This window comes from Hymenobacter cheonanensis (assembly GCF_030581075.1).
In the GTDB taxonomy this organism is placed as follows: Bacteria; Bacteroidota; Bacteroidia; order Cytophagales; family Hymenobacteraceae; genus Hymenobacter.
Genome location: NZ_JAUQSW010000007.1, coordinates 168,824 through 184,244, shown reverse-complemented (window position 1 = coordinate 184,244; position 15,421 = coordinate 168,824). Strand labels below are relative to the sequence as shown.

The following is a 15,421-nucleotide window of genomic DNA, read 5'->3' as shown; positions in this document are numbered from 1 at the left end:
CGTATGGGGGCACTTTACTACCCTGGCCACTGTCTTGGCTGTTGTAGTTACTGCCTTTTTCTTTTTCACGTAGCTAGCCGAAGGCAGCGGCTGCCCTGGCCTTTGCTGGCCGGGCTGCAACCCGTCTGCCTTTTTGCCCCGATGAGCGACCAGCTTATTTATGCGAAACCCTACGGCGTGGTGCTGGTCGATACCAGCGTGCCGTGCATTATTACGCAGTGGCACGCGTTTGCTAATGCCGCAGAATTCATTGCCCTCCAGGGGTTTGCGCTGGAGCATTTTGAGGCGCACTCCAGCCCCGAGCGGCCCTGGGGCTGGGTAGGCGATGTGCGCCAGATGGGGGCCATTCCGGCCAAGGCCCAGGCCTGGCTCATTGCCGAGTTTAACCCCCGCGCCACGGCCGCCGGCCTGCGCGAAGTGAGCGTGGTGGTGGCCGAAAACGTGTTTGGCCAAATTGCCACCCAGCGCTACATCGAGGAAACCCGCCAGCACCAGGACCGCGCTGCCCTGCACACCCAGCTCTACAACTCGTTGGCCAGCGCCAAGCAGGGGGCCCGGCAGTCGGTAGCCACTCCCTAAGCTGCTCTACCAAACAAAGCTGCCCCGGCGGCCGGCTAGCAGCCGGCCGCCGGGGCAGCTTTTGGGTAGGCAGTAAGGCGCGCCGGCTGGCGCACCTCGTTGATTTTTAAGCTTTCCAAAGCTCGTGCTCCTGACCTTTGCTGGTAGTGAGCACGAAGCGGGGCGGGTTGGCGCGCAGCACGAGGCGCACGCGGCCGGGGTATTTCTCCGAGTCAATCCACACGCCGTCTTCTTTTTGCGGGGCCAGGGTGGCGGGCAGGTAGGCGGTGGGCAGCAGCACATCGGTATCCGATTTGAGGTCGAGGTGCACTTTTTCGAGGGCCGCTTCGAGGTCAGCGCCGAAGTCGTCGTTGAAGTCATCCTCCAGGTCGTGCAGGGCTTCTTCCACGTCGTCGTAGCGGGCGTCGTCGTAGGTGAGCGTGTGCAGCTCGGCTTTCTTCTCAATCAGGGCCAGCAGGGCTTTGTTCAGGTCGGCAGCGTTCATCGGGGCAGGCAGGGGGAAGACAACGGGGAAGTGATACGCCACAAATTTGCGCACGAAAAGGCAAATGGCCCCGCCAACCCGTGGCCCCGGCCGGCCGTTAAGGCGGCCATGCCCCTCTCCTACGTGCTCACCGGCGCGGTGCTGCTTGCCCTGCTGCTGGTTTTTTACCGCTACCTCACCGCCGATGCCCGCCGCCGGCAAGCGGCCCTGGCCACGCCTTTTCCGGCTGCGTGGCGCACTATTCTAACCGGGAACGTGGCCTTTTACGACGGCCTGGCCGACACCGACAAGGGGCGCTTCGAGCAGGCCATGCAGCTTTTTCTGGCCCGCACGCGCCTCACCGGCATTCAGACGGAGGTCGATGACCTCACGCGGGTGCTTACGGCGGCGGCGGCCGTTATTCCGGTATTCGGCTTTCCGGGCTGGGAGTACCCGACCCTGCACGAAGTATTGATTGTGCCCGATGCCTGGCAGCTCGAAACCCGCCCCGACCAGGAGGTACACTCTCTGCAAGGCACCCTGCTAGGGTCGGTGCAGCGCTTCCAGACCTCGCAGTACATGCGCCTTTCGCGCGCCGCCTTGGTGCAGGGTTTTGCCGATGCCGAGGACAAGCACAACGTGGGCGTGCACGAGTTTGCCCACCTCGTAGACGAGGCCGATGGGGAAATTGACGGCGTGCCCGGCGCGGGCCTGCCGCCCGCCCTGCGCCCGGCCTGGGCCGCCGCCATGCAGCGCGAGCTGGCGGCCATCCGGGCCGGGCATTCTGACATTGACCCCTACGCGGGCACCAACGAGGCCGAATTTTTTGCCGTGGTGAACGAGTATTTCTTCGAGCGCCCCGAAAAGCTGAAGGAACACCACCCCGAGCTGTTTGACCTGCTAGCCCAGGCCCTGCACCAGCACCCCGAGCAAACCCTGACGGCCCACGGCAGCCACCTCGACCCGCGCCAGTGGCTGCGCCAGCTGCGCGCCAAAAAGCAAGTGCTGGGCCGCAACTCGCCCTGCCCCTGCGGCTCGGGCAAGAAATACAAGGACTGCCACCTGGCCCAGGCGGCGTAGGGCTGGCTGCCTAGCCCTGCTCTGGGCGCGTAAAAACGGTCGAGGCTGCCCAGCTTGCGGGGGCTTTACACGACCGCAACTGCCCCGGGCAGTGCCTGCTAGCCCCCGACGAAGGCCGCAGCTTTGCCCGCTCCGTGGGTGCCTTGGCGATGCCTGCGGCTTCCAGAAAACTTCCGGTCCGGTACCTGCGCGGCCAGCATAATACCGCTGGTAAGAGGCAGTTGGCTGGTGGTAGTGGTTGCCCCCAAAGCCCTGACACTAACTGCGCCGGGCGTAGCGGGCAAGTAGCGCGGCAAAAGCAGGTCTTTCTACTTGTTTACGCCTTGCTTTCTCCTTAAATCGACGTAACTTATTGACATTCTGCTACATTTGATGAACACCCACCCTCATCAACAGTGCATAAAAACTTTCTTACCTCTTTTGGGGCTGGCTACGCTACTGGCATTCGGCGCTGGCAGCCCCAGCGTACCGGCCGCGCCTATCTCCGTTGTAGCTGGGCCAACTACTATGGCTGCTTTGGCTCAGCAATTCACTGAGGCAATGCAGCAGCAGGATTTGGCCAAAGCCACTGCTTGCCTGGCCAGGGAGGCGCGGCTGCTCGTCAACACGTCGCCGGTGCTGAGCGGCCGGGATTCGCTGAGCACTTACTGGCTGAAAAATACTTTCAGCACCACTAGCAACCTAAAAATCAAGTTCCTGCAAACGGGTAGCGACGCCACGATGGGCTACGCCGCGGGGTATTACACCTATGACATCAAGCCGACGGCTGACTACCCAGAGGGGGCCACGGCGCACGGCTCGTTCCTGGACTTGGCCCGCAAGGAAGGGGCTGTCTGGCAGGTCACCTACGCACACATAGCAGAAGACCCTAGCAAGGCTAGCAAGTAGCGGCCACCTTCTTACCTGGAAAAAAGCTGTTGGGAGCCCATCTCCCGGCAGCTTTTCGCCTTTGCAGCTATCCCCTATACGGCCCTAGCCCAGCTCCACGGCCGGGTCCCAGAACAGCTTCTTGAACTCGACCACCGTGTCGTCTTCCACGCGCACGCCCTCGGCTTCGAGGCGTTCCTGCATGGCGGTGGGGGTAGGAAAATGGTGCCGCCCGCTGAGCTGCCCTAGCCGATTGACGACGCGGTGGGCGGGCACGGGCGCCTCTTTTTGGTGGGTAATGGCGTCGAGGTTGGAGGCCATGAGGGCGTAGCCCACGGCCCGCGCGCCGCGCGTGGCGCCCAGGTAGTGCGCCACGGCGCCGTAGCTCGTAACGCGGCCGGGCGGCACCAGGCGCACCACCTCGTGCACATCGGCAAAGTAGTTGCGCTCGGGGGCGGGGGTAGTCTGGCCGGGCGGCGGGGCGGCGGGCTTTTTCATGGCGGTGAAAATACGGGGCGGGCGGCGCAACCCCGGGCTAGCGGGCGCGTCCTTGCGCCCGCGCACTTGAACCCGAACTTTGCGCCCGCTGTTTCCTGACCTTCGGCCGGCTACTGGCTCGTGTGCAGGGCTAGCGGCTGATTCCCAATTAATTCCACGTATGCGCTTTTTTTTCGCGGCTCTATCTCCCAAAACCCGCGCGGGCACGGCTCCGCTGCTGCTGGCCGGTGCGCTGGCCCTGCTGGCCGGCTGCCATGCCAAACCCGACGATGCCAAGGGTGGCAAAGATGGCAAAGACGCCAAAAAGAACAACGGCCCGGCCCTCGTCGATGTGCTCGTGGCCAGCCCCTCATCGGTGACCGACTCGGTGGAGGCCAACGGCGCCGTGGTGGCCAACGACTTTGTGGAGCTGCACCCCGAAGTGAGTGGCCGCCTCACCTACCTGCAAGTAAATGAGGGCCGCCGCGTGAGCAAAGGCACCGTCATTGCCCGCATCAACGACGCCGACTTGCAGGCTAACCTACAGAAAATCAAGGCCCAGCTGCAAGTCGGCCGCCTCTCGCAGGACCGTCTCGAAAAGCTGCTTAAAGTGCAGGGCGTCAACCAGGCCGACTACGACCTGGCCGTGAGCCAGGTGCGCAGCAGCGAGGCCGATGCTGCCTACACCCAGGCCATGCTGGCCAAAACGGTTATTCGGGCGCCCTTTACCGGGGTGCTGGGCTTGCGCCAGGTAAGCCCCGGCGCCTACGTCACGCCCACCACCATTATTGCCACCTTACAGGCCGATACCAAGCTCAAGGTCGATTTTACGCTGCCCGAAGCCAACGGGGGGCTGGTGCACCCCGGCACTGCGGTTACGGTGCGCTTTGCCGGCAACCCGCCGCGCAGCTACCCGGCCACCGTGCAGGCCCAGGAAAGCCAGGTAAACCAAACCACCCGCAACCTGACCGTGCGTGCCCTGCTGCCGGCCGGCGCCCAGGTAAGCCCCGGCACGTTTGCCAGGGTGCTGGTGCCCACCGGCGCGGCCCGCCGCAGCGTGGTGCTGCCCACCAACGCCATTATGCCCGGCGATAAGTCGGACCAGGTGGTGCTCGTGAAAAACGGCAAGGCCGTGATGCAGGACGTGAAAACCGGCGACCGCCGGGACGACCAGATTTCCGTGATAAGCGGCCTCTCGGCCGGCGACTCGGTCGTGACCAACGGCGTGCTCTTCACCCAGCCCGGCAAGCCGGTGAAGGTGCGCAAGGCGCGAAAAGCAAAATAGCAGAAATTAATTGATATAAAACGTTTGTCATGCTTCGGCTGCGCTTTGCTGCGCTCAGCATGACGGCTGCTTTTTCCAGCTGTAGTTTATGAATATCTCCGAGCTATCCCTGAAGCGGCCCGTGCTCGCTACGGTGTTCAACCTGCTGCTGATACTTTTCGGCGGGGTGGGCTTCTCGTTTCTGGCCCTGCGCGACTACCCGGCCATCGACCCGCCGATTATCAGCGTAAGCACCTCCTACACCGGCGCCAACGCCGACGTGATTGAGAACCAGATAACCGAGCCGCTCGAAAAGCAGATTAACGGCATTCCGGGCATTAAATCCATCACCTCCAGCTCGTCGCTAGGGTCCAGCAACATCACGGTCGAGTTCAACCTCGATGTGGACTTGGAAGCCGCCGCCTCCGACGTGCGCGACAAGGTGGGCCAGGGCGTGCGCTCGCTGCCGCAGGATATCGACGCCCCGCCGGTGGTGTCGAAGTCGGACGCCAACTCCGATAACATCCTCATCCTGGCCGTGCAGAGCCGCACCAAGAGCCTGATGGACCTCAGCGACTTTGCCGAGAACAACCTGCAGCAGCGCTTTCAGACCATCAACGGCGTGTCGGCCATCAACATCTTCGGGCAGCAGCGCTACGCCATGCGCCTCTGGCTCGACCCGGCCAAGATGGACGCCTACCAGGTATCGTTTACCAATGTGCAGCAGGCCCTTAACGCGGAGAACGTGGAGGTGCCGGCCGGCAAAATCTACGGCGGCAAAACAGAGCTGACCATTCGCACGATGGCCCGCTTCACTACCGAGGCGCAGTTTCGCAACCTCATTCTGCGCGAGGATAAATCGGGCATTGTGCGCCTTGGCGATGTGGCCCGCGTGGTGCTCGGCCCCGAGAGCTACGAGCAGAGCTGGAAGGTAAACGGCGCCTACGCCGTGGGCCTGGCCATCGTGCCGCAGCCGGGCTCCAACTACGTGGAGATTGCCGACGAATTTTATAAGCGCCTGGCCGAGGTGCAGAAGGAAAACAAGGCTGACATTCAACTACGGGTGCTCACCGATAACACCAAGATTGTTAAGAACTCCATCGACGAGGTGCTCGAAACCCTCGCCATTTCCTTCGGGCTGGTGGTAGTGGTTATCTTCTTCTTCTTCCGCAACTGGCTCACGGCGCTGCGCCCGCTCATCGACATTCCGATTTCGCTGATTGCCACGTTTTTCGTGATGTACCTGGCGGGCTTTACCATCAATATTCTCACGCTGCTGGGCATCGTGCTAGCCACCGGCCTGGTGGTAGACGACGGTATTGTGGTGACGGAGAACATTTTCCGCAAGCTCGAAGAAGGCATGGACATTCGGCGGGCAGCGCTGGAAGGCAGCAAGGAAATCTTCTTCGCCGTTATCTCGACCTCGCTGACCCTGGCGGTGGTGTTCCTGCCGGTGATTTTTCTGGAAGGCTTCACGGGCCGCTTGTTCCGCGAATTTGGGGTGGTGGTAGCAGGCGCGGTGCTGATTTCGGCCTTCGTGTCGCTCACCATCACGCCGGTGCTCAACGTGGTGCTGCACCGCGAGAATAAGAATAAAGAGGGCAGCGGCCACGGCCGGCTCTACGACAAAACCGAGCCTTTCTTCCAGCATATGGAGACTGGCTACGGGCGCATTGTGGGCGGCTTTCTACGGGTGCGGGGGCTGGCCTGGGCGGTGGTGGCCGTGTGCGCGGGCCTCATCTACTTCGTGGGCAAGGGCATTCCGACCGAGCTGGCCCCGCTCGAAGACCGCAGCAGCGTGCGCATGGCCCTGACGGGGCCGGAGGGCACGAGCTACGACGCGATGGAGAAAATCAGCAGTCAGGTAGCCGATTTTGTGCGCGACTCGGTACCCGAAACCGATTTTGTATTTGCCCGCACGCCGGCCGGCGGCAGCGCCAACACCGCGCAGGTGCGCGTGGGCCTGGTGCCGCCCGGCGAGCGCAAACGCTCGCAGGAAGACATTGCCAAGTACCTGACCAAGAAAACCAAGCGCTTCAACGACGCGCGCATTTTTGTGGTGCAGGAGCAAACCATCGCCGTGGGCTCGGGCGCCAAGAGCAGCGTGCCGGTGCAGTTTGTGCTGCAAAACACCGACCTCGAAAAGATAAAGGAGGCGCTGCCTAAGTTCCTGGCCGCCGCTAGGCAAGACCCGACCTTCCAGAACGTTGATGCCAACCTCAAATTCAACAAGCCCGAGGTGCAGCTTACGTTTGACCGCCTGAAAATCCGCGACCTGGGCCTGACGACGCAAGACGTGGTGGCGGCCGTGCAGGGCGCCTTCGGCGGCCGGCGCATGGCCTACTTCCTGCTCAACGGCCGGCAGTACCAGGTAATCGGGCAGGTAGACCGCAGCTCGCGCAGTGCGCCCAACGATATCAGCCGCCTTTACGTCACGAACAGCCGCGGCGAAAGCATTCCGCTCACGGCTGTGGTGCACCAGGTCGAGAATTCCAACCCTAGCACGCTCTTCCACTTCAACCGCCTGAAGGCGGCCACGTTATCGGCGCAGCTGGCCGAGGGCAAAACGGTGGGCGACGGCGTGGCCGCCATGCAAGCCATTGCCGACAAAACGCTGGATGCCAGCTTCTCGACGGCGCTCACCGGCTCCTCGCGCGACTTTGCCGAAAGCTCGGGCAACACGGCTTTCGCCTTTATGCTGGCCCTCGTGCTGATTTACTTGCTGCTGGCGGCGCAGTTTGAGAGCTTCCGCGACCCGCTCACCATCCTGCTCACGGTGCCGCTGGCCCTGGCCGGCGCGCTGCTCAGCCTGTGGCTGATGGGCCAGACGCTCAACATCTTCTCGCAAATCGGGATGATTATGCTCATCGGCCTCGTGACCAAGAACGGCATCCTCATTGTGGAGTTTGCCAACCACCAGCGCGATGCCGGCCTGCCCCTGCGCGAGGCCGTGCGCCTGGCGGCGCAGCAGCGCCTGCGGCCCATCTTGATGACCTCGCTGGCTACGGCGCTGGGCGCGTTGCCCATTGCCATGAGCCTGGGTGCGGCCAGCACCAGCCGCAAGCCGCTGGGTACGGTTATCGTGGGCGGCATTCTGTTCTCGCTCGTACTCACGCTGTTGGTTATTCCGGCCATCTACACGTTCATTGGGAAGGAGCGCAAGCCGGCCGACGCCGAAACAATTCCGGCCCACGAGCCGGCCGAAGTAGCGGCGTAGTACTTGCTAAGTAGCGTGTCCGGGCGCGATTACCTCACCCCCGGCCCCTCTCCTTGGGGAGAGGGTAGCCGACCGCAAATAAATGCGCGTTGTCATTAATAAGTAAGTAGTTAATCTCCCCTCTCCCCAAGGAGAGGGGCCGGGGGTGAAGTAACCGCGCCCGGACATGAACCTGTTTTGCCTGCCATGAAATCTCTGTTTATCGGCCTCACGCTGCTCAGCCTCAGCACCGCCAGCCGGGCCCAAACGCCCACCCCGGCGGTGCCCCCGCCCGCCGTAGCGGCCAACCCGCCGGCGCCCCTGCTCACGCTGCACGAGGCCTTGCAAACGGCCCTCAAAAACAGCCTCGATATTCAGATTGGCCAGAACGCGGTGGAGGTGCAACGCCTGCAAAACACGCTGGGCTTTGCGGGCGGCCTGCCGACGCTAGCCCTGGCGGGCAGCAACAACGTGGTGATTAACAACACCAACCAGGAGTTTAATACCGGCCAGACGACCATCCGCACCGGGGCCCGCTCTACGCAGTACAACTTTGGGCTAGCCGGCTCCTACCTGCTCTACAATGGTGGCTACGTGGTGGCCAATCGCAAGCGGCTTGATGAGTTGCAGCAAATCAGCGAGCTGCAGCTCAACTCGACGGTGCAGAACGTGCTGGCCGATGTGAGCCTGAAGTACTACGCTGTGGTGCAACAGCAGCGCTACATCCGCACCTTGCAGGCTTCGGTGGAGGTGTCGCGCCAGAAGCTGCGCCTCATCGAGGCGCGCCAGGCAGTGGGGCTGGCCAACAACGCCGATAAGTTTCAGGCGCAGCTCGACCTGAATGCTCAGCTGCAAACGCAGGGCCAGCAGGCGCTGGCCGCCGAGCAGGCTACGGCCGATTTGCTGCGCGCCCTGACGCTGGATTTGACGACGCCCATTGCGCTGGAAGACAGCATTCCGGTGAGCCGCGACCTGCGCTGGGCCGACATTCAGGCCTCGCTCGTGCGCAACCCGGCCCTGCTGGCCGCCGACCGCCAGGTGCGCGTAAATGAGCTGCTGGAGCGCGTGGCCCGCGCCAACCGCTACCCTTCGCTAGGCATCAATGCGGGCACCAACTTTGCCCGCAACCAGAACGCGGTGGGCACCACGCTCTTCAACCAGAGCTACGGGCCGTATGCGGGGCTAGGGCTGGCGGTGCCCATCTACTCGGGCGGCGTAAATAAGCGCCTCGTCGACGTGGCCCGTGTGAACACCAAAACAGCTGAGCTGCAACGCACTGCCTTGCAGCAGAACTACCAGCTGAATGCCCGCAAGGCCTGGGAAGCCTACGAGCAAACGCTGGCCCTTGTAGACACGGCCGAAGCCAGCTACACCACCGCCCGCAACCTACTCAAACTCGTGCAGATGCGCCTCGACGCCGGCCTCTCGACCCTGGTCGATGTGCGCATCGCGCAGCAGAGCTACGAAGATGCCGGCTACCGCCTGGTCAATTACCGCTATAATGCGAAGGCGGCCGAAATTACGCTGCGCCAGCTGGCGGCGCTGCTGGCACCCTAGCAACCACCCAACGCTGGCTATCCTGCCGGCTAAGCCATTGAAAAAGGGCCGCTCATACCTGGTATGAGCGGCCCTCTTCGCTAGCCCCTGCTGCTGAAACAGCAGCCCGCGGGTGCCCCTAGTTCTCGTTGTTGCGGGCGGCCTCGTTGCGGTTGAGCTTGGTGAGAAACGACTGCGTGATAGGCGTTTCGCTTTCGTAGCCTTTGCGGCGCTCGTTGGCAGCGGCGCTCTCGCCGGTGGCGGGCAGGGCCCGGTTTACCCAGGCCAGAATATCGACGGTGGTGCCGGGCGCGATGCCGTGGAAAGTGGCCAGCAGCTTGGCCGGCAGCGACAAAATCAGCTCGCCGTCGCCGCGCCGGGCGGCGTTCCAGATGCGGCGGGCCGCGTCTTCGGCGCTCATCGTGAAGCCGGGCAGGGCGTCGGCAATGCTGAACCAGGCGTACTCTTTCTCGTGGTTGCCCTTCACGTCGGCATTTTGGGCGCTGCCGGTGCGCAGCAGGCCGGGGCACACCGTAGTTACATAAATGCCGTGCTGGCTCAGCTCAGCCCGAAAGCCCTCCGACAAGCCGACCAGGGCAAACTTGCTGGCGCTATAGGCCGTGAGGTGCGGAATAGCCACCTTGCCCCCCAGCGACGAGATATTAATAATGCGCCCCTCGCCGCGCAGCCGCATACCCGGCAGCACCGCCTGCATGGCATGAAAAGGCGCCCAGAAGTGCGTGTTCATGGCATCCTCAAAGTCGCGGGCGTCCATGTTTTCGAGCGGCCCCCCGATAATGATGCCGGCGTTATTCACCAGCACATCAATACCGCCGAGCTTGCTCTCGACCTCGGCCACCAGCGAGCGCACCTCGGCGGCATCGGTAAGGTCGCGGGCCAGGGCCAGCACGGTGTTTTCGGTGCCGCCGTAGCCTAGCAGGTCCTGGCGGGCGCGGGCCAGCTCCTGCTCGTCGCGGGCGCAGATGGCCACGCGCGCGCCTTCGAGCACGGCGCGGCGGGCCAGCACCAGGCCCAGCCCGCGCGAGCCGCCGGTGATGAGCACGGTGCGCCCCGTTAGCTCGTACGAGCCGCGCCGGTTGCGCCAAACGGTAGTGGCCAGGGCAGCCAGGCCCAGGCCAGCGGCCCAAGCCCAGGAGGAAGAAGGTCGGCGGGAAGTTTTCATGCCCCTCTGTATGCATTTGGGGGCTGAAAGGTTACAGATGTAGCGTAAGCTTTAGCTTGCGAGCGAGCGCGGCGAGCATTCACGGATGCTGACGTTCGCTTACGCAGTTGCTCGCGGTGCTCGCTCGCAAGTCAAAGCTTGCGCTACGCCCCTAGCTTCTCCTTAAAAAAGGCCAGCGTGAGGGCCCAGGCCTCGGCGGCAGCGTCTTTGTTGTAGCTAGGGCGCTCGTCGCAGTTGAAGCCGTGGTCGGCGTAGGAGATAACGGTGCTGATGTAGGGCTTGCCGGTAGCGTCCACGGCGTCGATTATCGTCTTGACATTCTCCTTCGAGATGTGCTGGTCGAGGCCGCCCCAGAAAAACAGGTGCGGCGCGTGCAGGTCCTTAGCCCGGTCGGCCAGGGTGTGCAGGCCACCGCCGTAGTACGACACGGCGGCTTTGAGCGGCAGCACGGTATTGGCCACAAAGGCCACGCGCCCGCCCAGGCAAAAGCCGATGGCCGCAATATTGTCCTTCTGCACGTTGGGCTGGGCTAGCAGCCAGTCGTAGGCGGCCTGCGCATCGTGGGCCAGCCCCTCGGGCGTGATGCCCTGGAAGTGCGGCATGGCGCTCGGAAAGTCGTTGTACGGAATTTCCAGGCCCGGCGCGGCAGTGCGGTGAAACAGCTCGGGCGCCACCACCACGTAGCCCGCCTGGGCTAGCCGGTCGGCCACGTTGCGAATGTGGCCATTCACGCCAAAGGCCTCCTGAAAGAGAATGATGCCGGGGGCGCTGGCGGTGTGCTGGGGCTGGGCCGCATAGGCGTGCATGGCGGTGCCGTCGGCCACGGGCAGCACGAGTGCGTTGGGGGTGCTCATAAAAGGCTGGGAAACTGGGAAAAGGATTCGGAGCCAGAAACAAGGCGGCGGAAGCCGATGTTTTCACCCGTCGATTCTCGTTTCTGTAGTCCGCTAGCTTATGCCTACCTCCTCCACTCTGCGCCTGAGCGTGCTCGACCAGTCGCCGGTGCGGCCCGGCGCCACCGCCCGCCAGGCTTTGCAAGAAACCACGCAGCTCGCCCAGCTCGCCGACCGCCTCGGCTACACCCGCTACTGGGTGAGCGAGCACCACAATACCACCACCCTGGCCGGCCCCGCGCCCGAGGTGCTACTATCCCACCTGGGCGCCCACACCAGCCGCATCCGGCTAGGGTCGGGCGGCGTGATGCTGCCCCACTACTCGGCCCTGAAAGTGGCCGAAAACTTCAAAATGCTGGAGGCGCTGCACCCCGGCCGCATCGACCTGGGCATTGGCCGGGCGCCGGGGGCCGACCGCCTCACGGCTTACGCCCTCAACCCAAGCAACAAGTTTGCGGAAGAAGACTTTGTGGAGCAATTAGTTGATTTGCAAGCCTACCTGCGCGATGAGCGCACGCCCGAAACCATCCACGAGCGGGTGCAGGCCATTCCGCAGATTGAGACGCAGCCCGAGCTGTGGCTGCTCAGCAGCAGCGGGCAGAGCGGCGAGTTTGCCGCGCAGCTGGGCCTGGGCTTCACGTTTGCCCAGTTTATCAACCCTAGCGGCGGGCCGGCGGCGGTGCGCGCCTACCGCCAGCAGTTCCGGCCCTCGCCCGAACTGGCCGCGCCCGCGGCCAGCGTGGCCCTATTCGTGCTCTGCGCCGACACCGAGGAGAAAGCCAACGCCTTAGCTAAAGCCATGCTGATGCAGCTGCTGCGCTTCGAGCAGGGCGTGCGCGGCCCCTACCCCACCGCCGCCGAAGTGGCCGCCCACCAGTTTGGTCCCCTGGAGCAGGCCCGCCTGCGCCACCACCAGGGCCGCGTGGTGAGCGGCACGCCCGCCCAGGTGCACGCCCAGCTCACCGAGTTGGCCGCCGCCTACGCGGTAGACGAGCTTATCCTGACCAGCATCACCGCCGATTTTGCTGACCGCCTGCGCTCGTACGAGTTGCTAGCCGAAGCCTTCGAGCTAGCTCCGGCTAGCCCCGTAGTAAGCGCCGAAGTGCTAATGGACTAAGTGCTTGCCCCAGCTATTTAATTTTGTTCTAAATAAAATAGGCCCCTTAGCTGGGGCCTTTTTTATTTTCAAAATATTCATACTCAATTTTTTATCGTGAGTTGCCTAACAACATTTATGAAAATCAGCTGAAAACATGCTGTTGCACTATTTGGAACGATTCTAAACTCAGCTGCACCTTTGCGCTGCGTTGAACGATTCTAAATAAGCCCATGCGACACCTTTTCTCTCCGCTGCTCTTTTCCACGCTTGCTTTCCCGCTGCTAGGCCAGGCCCAAACGCAGGCCCCGGCGGTGCCGCACCATGCCCAGCACCACCGCCTGGGCACTATTGCGGGCCGCGTGACCCTAGCCGATGGCCAGAGTGCCGACCACGTAGCCGTGCTGGTGCGCGGCACTACCCACGGCACTACGCCCGATGCCGATGGCAATTTCCGGCTCGACGCGCCGGCCGGCTGGCAGGTGCTCACCTTCACGGGCCTGGGCTACTCGGCGCAGGAAGTAACAGTGGAAGTAGTAGCCGGCCAGACGGTTACGCCCCCCGCCCTGACGCTGGCGCGCGGCAACCGCCAGCTCGACGAGGTGACCGTGACCGGGAATAAAAGCCTCAACCAACGCCCCACTACCCTGGGCAAGCTGCCCATTGCCCCGCTCGATATGCCCCAGGCCAGCCTCACCGTGGAGCGCCAGGTGCTGGAGCAACAGCAGGTGCTGCGCCTGAGCGATGCCCTGGCCAACACGCCGGGTGTGTACGTGATGGGCGCCACCGGCGGCACGCAGGAGGAAATTGCCAGCCGCGGCTTTGCCTACACCAGCAGCAACACGTTCAAAAACGGGGTGCGCTTCAATAATGGTATTCTGCCCGAGGCCAGCTCGCTGGAGCGCCTGGAGGTGCTGAAGGGCAGCGCGGCCATTCTCTACGGCAACGTGGCGGCGGGCGGCGTGCTCAACCTTGTGACCAAGAAGCCGCTCTTCGAGCGCGGCGGCTCCGTGACGATGCGCGTGGGCAGCTTCGGGCTGGTGAAGCCGATTGTGGACGTGTACGGCGCCATTGGGCAGAGCGACAAGGCCGCTTTCCGGCTCAACGGCACCTACGAGCGCGGCGACAGCTACCGCGACGGCGTGCGCTATAACCGCTTCTACGTCAACCCCTCGCTGCTGTTCCGCCTCAGCCCCAAAACAGATTTTATCCTGGAAGGCGACTTCCTGCGCGACCGCCGCACGCCCGACTACGGCATCGGGGCCATCAACTACCAGATTCAGGACTCGCGCTCGCGCTTCCTCAACGTAGCCGATGCCCTGAACTCAACCCAGCAAACCAGCGCCACGGCCACCCTCACCAGCCGCCTCAGCGACGGGTGGACGGTGCGGGCCATCGGCGGCTTTCAGCGCTACGACAACGATTTGCAGAGCGCGGCCCGCCCCACGGGCATCGTGGCCACGCCCGGCGCCACCTATGGCAACTGGGCGCGGGGCCTGCAACGCACCGAAACGAGCCAGAACTATTTCCTGGCCGAGGTTGACCTCACGGGGCAGTTCCGCACCGGCACCATCGGCCACACGCTGCTGGTGGGGGCCGACGCCGACCAGTACAACACCAACACGCTAGCCTACACCAACCCGGCCTCGCCCACCAGCGCCACCACGGCCGTGTCCACGTTCGACGTTATCAACATCCTGGACCCTAGCCGGGTAATCGCGCAGCCCGCCCTGCGCCTGGGCGGCTTCGATGCCCTCGTGCGCAACTCCCTCACCAAAGACAATACCCGCCGGGCTGGCTTCTACGCCCAGGACCTGGTGAGCCTGGGCGAGAAAGTGAAGGTGCTGGCCGGCCTGCGCTGGAGCTACCAGGAAACGCCCAGCGACGTGTACTACTACTCGAACCCCGCCACGCTGACGGCCAAAACGGCCGGCACCTACGTCGAAAACCGCCGCTACGACAATGCCTTTTCGCCGCGCCTGGGCTTGGTGTATCAGCCCATTAAGACCTCGGCCGTGTTTGCGTCGTATTCCAACTCGTTCGCGCCCAATACCGGCGTAGACGTGACCGGCGCCTCGCTAGCCCCCTCGGTAGTGGACCAGTATGAGGTAGGCATCAAAAACGACCTCTTTCAGGGCGCGCTCTCGGCCAACGTGACGCTGTACCAAATCGTGAACAGCAACCAGCCCCAGACCGTGCTGCCCGGCTCGCCCACCTACAACACGGCCTTCCCCAGCGCCCAGGAGCTAGCCGGCCAGGTCACGAGCAAAGGCGTGGAAGTAGATGTGCAAAGCAAGCCCTACCTGGGCTGGTCGGTGCTGGCTGGCTACAGCTACAACAATACCGCCTACACCCGCAGCAATATTTACGAAGACGGCAGCCGCCTGCGCTACAACCCCGCCCACACGGCCAGCGCCAGCATTTTCTACAACTTCAGCTCGCTGCGCGAAACCGGCTTTTTGCGCGGCCTCTCGCTGGGCACCACCGGCTACTACGTGGGCGACCGCCTGGCCGGCCGCAACAACCGTCTCCTAAACCCCGCCACCGGCCAGGCCTGGCCTAGCGGCGATGCCTTCCAGCTCATTGCCCTGCCCAATTACTTTCAGTTTGATGCCAACGTGGGCTACGCCTACCAGCGCTTCCAGTTCCGGGCCAAGGTGGCCAACCTGCTCAACGAGCTGAGCTACAACGTGCACGACGATAACAGCATCAACCCCATCGCCCCGCGCAACTACTCGTTCTCGCTGAGCTTTAAGCTGTAAACGAAGGCGCGGACACCCGCCATAC

The 15,421-nt window shown here is 63.4% G+C and carries 12 protein-coding genes; 8 read left to right on the top strand and 4 right to left on the bottom strand.

Annotation, left to right across the window (positions count from 1 at the left end):
- Positions 1-141 precede the first annotated feature (141 nt).
- Positions 142-579 carry a hypothetical protein gene (locus Q5H89_RS14705; protein ID WP_305020097.1) on the top strand — a complete coding sequence of 146 codons (438 nt, stop codon included), beginning with the start codon at positions 142-144 and terminating at the stop codon, positions 577-579.
- A gap of 106 nt (positions 580-685) precedes the next feature.
- Here the strand turns inward: Q5H89_RS14705 and Q5H89_RS14700 are convergent, their stop codons facing one another.
- Entirely contained in the window at positions 686-1,063 is a 378-nt protein-coding gene (locus Q5H89_RS14700) for a hypothetical protein (RefSeq protein ID WP_305020096.1), read from the bottom strand.
- A 108-nt stretch (positions 1,064-1,171) separates the two neighbouring features.
- Here Q5H89_RS14700 and Q5H89_RS14695 point away from each other — a divergent pair, with 108 nt between their 5' ends.
- Together Q5H89_RS14695 and Q5H89_RS14690 are read left to right on the top strand one after the other, a co-directional pair.
- Entirely contained in the window at positions 1,172-2,122 is a 951-nt protein-coding gene (locus tag Q5H89_RS14695; protein ID WP_305020095.1) for a zinc-dependent peptidase, read from the top strand.
- 507 nt (positions 2,123-2,629) lie between these two features.
- Entirely contained in the window at positions 2,630-3,010 is a 381-nt protein-coding gene (locus Q5H89_RS14690; protein ID WP_305020094.1) for a DUF4440 domain-containing protein, read from the top strand.
- An 84-nt stretch (positions 3,011-3,094) separates the two neighbouring features.
- Here Q5H89_RS14690 and Q5H89_RS14685 read toward each other — a convergent pair whose 3' ends face one another.
- Complete coding sequence (locus Q5H89_RS14685; RefSeq protein WP_305020093.1) at positions 3,095-3,487, bottom strand: MGMT family protein; 393 nt, start codon at positions 3,485-3,487, stop codon at positions 3,095-3,097.
- A gap of 160 nt (positions 3,488-3,647) precedes the next feature.
- Here Q5H89_RS14685 and Q5H89_RS14680 point away from each other — a divergent pair, with 160 nt between their 5' ends.
- The 3 genes from Q5H89_RS14680 (at position 3,648) to Q5H89_RS14670 (ending at position 9,483) form a co-directional block, all read left to right on the top strand.
- Entirely contained in the window at positions 3,648-4,751 is a 1,104-nt protein-coding gene (locus tag Q5H89_RS14680) for an efflux RND transporter periplasmic adaptor subunit (RefSeq protein ID WP_305020092.1), read from the top strand.
- An 88-nt stretch (positions 4,752-4,839) separates the two neighbouring features.
- Positions 4,840-7,947 (top strand): efflux RND transporter permease subunit, encoded by a 3,108-nt coding sequence (locus Q5H89_RS14675; RefSeq protein ID WP_305020091.1) that lies wholly within the window; start codon positions 4,840-4,842, stop codon positions 7,945-7,947.
- Between the two features lie 186 nt (positions 7,948-8,133).
- A complete protein-coding gene (locus Q5H89_RS14670; RefSeq protein WP_305020090.1) occupies positions 8,134-9,483 on the top strand; it encodes a TolC family protein in 1,350 nt (449 codons plus the stop codon).
- A gap of 118 nt (positions 9,484-9,601) precedes the next feature.
- On the opposite strand, the gene Q5H89_RS14665 is transcribed toward Q5H89_RS14670, so the two are convergent.
- Positions 9,602-10,645 (bottom strand): SDR family NAD(P)-dependent oxidoreductase, encoded by a 1,044-nt coding sequence (locus tag Q5H89_RS14665; protein WP_305020089.1) that lies wholly within the window; start codon positions 10,643-10,645, stop codon positions 9,602-9,604.
- Between the two features lie 143 nt (positions 10,646-10,788).
- Positions 10,789-11,499: a dienelactone hydrolase family protein gene (locus Q5H89_RS14660; protein WP_305020088.1), complete on the bottom strand. Its 711-nt coding sequence runs from the start codon at positions 11,497-11,499 to the stop codon at positions 10,789-10,791.
- Positions 11,500-11,599: 100 nt separating this feature from the next.
- Here Q5H89_RS14660 and Q5H89_RS14655 point away from each other — a divergent pair, with 100 nt between their 5' ends.
- Entirely contained in the window at positions 11,600-12,655 is a 1,056-nt protein-coding gene (locus tag Q5H89_RS14655; protein WP_305020087.1) for an LLM class flavin-dependent oxidoreductase, read from the top strand.
- A gap of 212 nt (positions 12,656-12,867) precedes the next feature.
- Positions 12,868-15,396, top strand: coding sequence for a TonB-dependent siderophore receptor (locus tag Q5H89_RS14650; RefSeq protein ID WP_305020086.1), 2,529 nt, complete (start codon positions 12,868-12,870; stop codon positions 15,394-15,396).
- The last annotated feature ends 25 nt before the right edge of the window (positions 15,397-15,421 follow it).

What these genes read in the sequence shown, in the direction of transcription:
- Q5H89_RS14705 (WP_305020097.1), top strand. Translation starts at nt 142, where the DNA reads ATGAGCGACCAGCTTATTTATGCGAAACCCTACGGCGTGGTGCTGGTC.
- Q5H89_RS14700 (WP_305020096.1), bottom strand. Translation starts at nt 1,063, where the DNA reads ATGAACGCTGCCGACCTGAACAAAGCCCTGCTGGCCCTGATTGAGAAG.
- Q5H89_RS14695 (WP_305020095.1), top strand. Translation starts at nt 1,172, where the DNA reads ATGCCCCTCTCCTACGTGCTCACCGGCGCGGTGCTGCTTGCCCTGCTG.
- Q5H89_RS14690 (WP_305020094.1), top strand. Translation starts at nt 2,630, where the DNA reads ATGGCTGCTTTGGCTCAGCAATTCACTGAGGCAATGCAGCAGCAGGAT.
- Q5H89_RS14685 (WP_305020093.1), bottom strand. Translation starts at nt 3,487, where the DNA reads ATGAAAAAGCCCGCCGCCCCGCCGCCCGGCCAGACTACCCCCGCCCCC.
- Q5H89_RS14680 (WP_305020092.1), top strand. Translation starts at nt 3,648, where the DNA reads ATGCGCTTTTTTTTCGCGGCTCTATCTCCCAAAACCCGCGCGGGCACG.
- Q5H89_RS14675 (WP_305020091.1), top strand. Translation starts at nt 4,840, where the DNA reads ATGAATATCTCCGAGCTATCCCTGAAGCGGCCCGTGCTCGCTACGGTG.
- Q5H89_RS14670 (WP_305020090.1), top strand. Translation starts at nt 8,134, where the DNA reads ATGAAATCTCTGTTTATCGGCCTCACGCTGCTCAGCCTCAGCACCGCC.
- Q5H89_RS14665 (WP_305020089.1), bottom strand. Translation starts at nt 10,645, where the DNA reads ATGAAAACTTCCCGCCGACCTTCTTCCTCCTGGGCTTGGGCCGCTGGC.
- Q5H89_RS14660 (WP_305020088.1), bottom strand. Translation starts at nt 11,499, where the DNA reads ATGAGCACCCCCAACGCACTCGTGCTGCCCGTGGCCGACGGCACCGCC.
- Q5H89_RS14655 (WP_305020087.1), top strand. Translation starts at nt 11,600, where the DNA reads ATGCCTACCTCCTCCACTCTGCGCCTGAGCGTGCTCGACCAGTCGCCG.
- Q5H89_RS14650 (WP_305020086.1), top strand. Translation starts at nt 12,868, where the DNA reads ATGCGACACCTTTTCTCTCCGCTGCTCTTTTCCACGCTTGCTTTCCCG.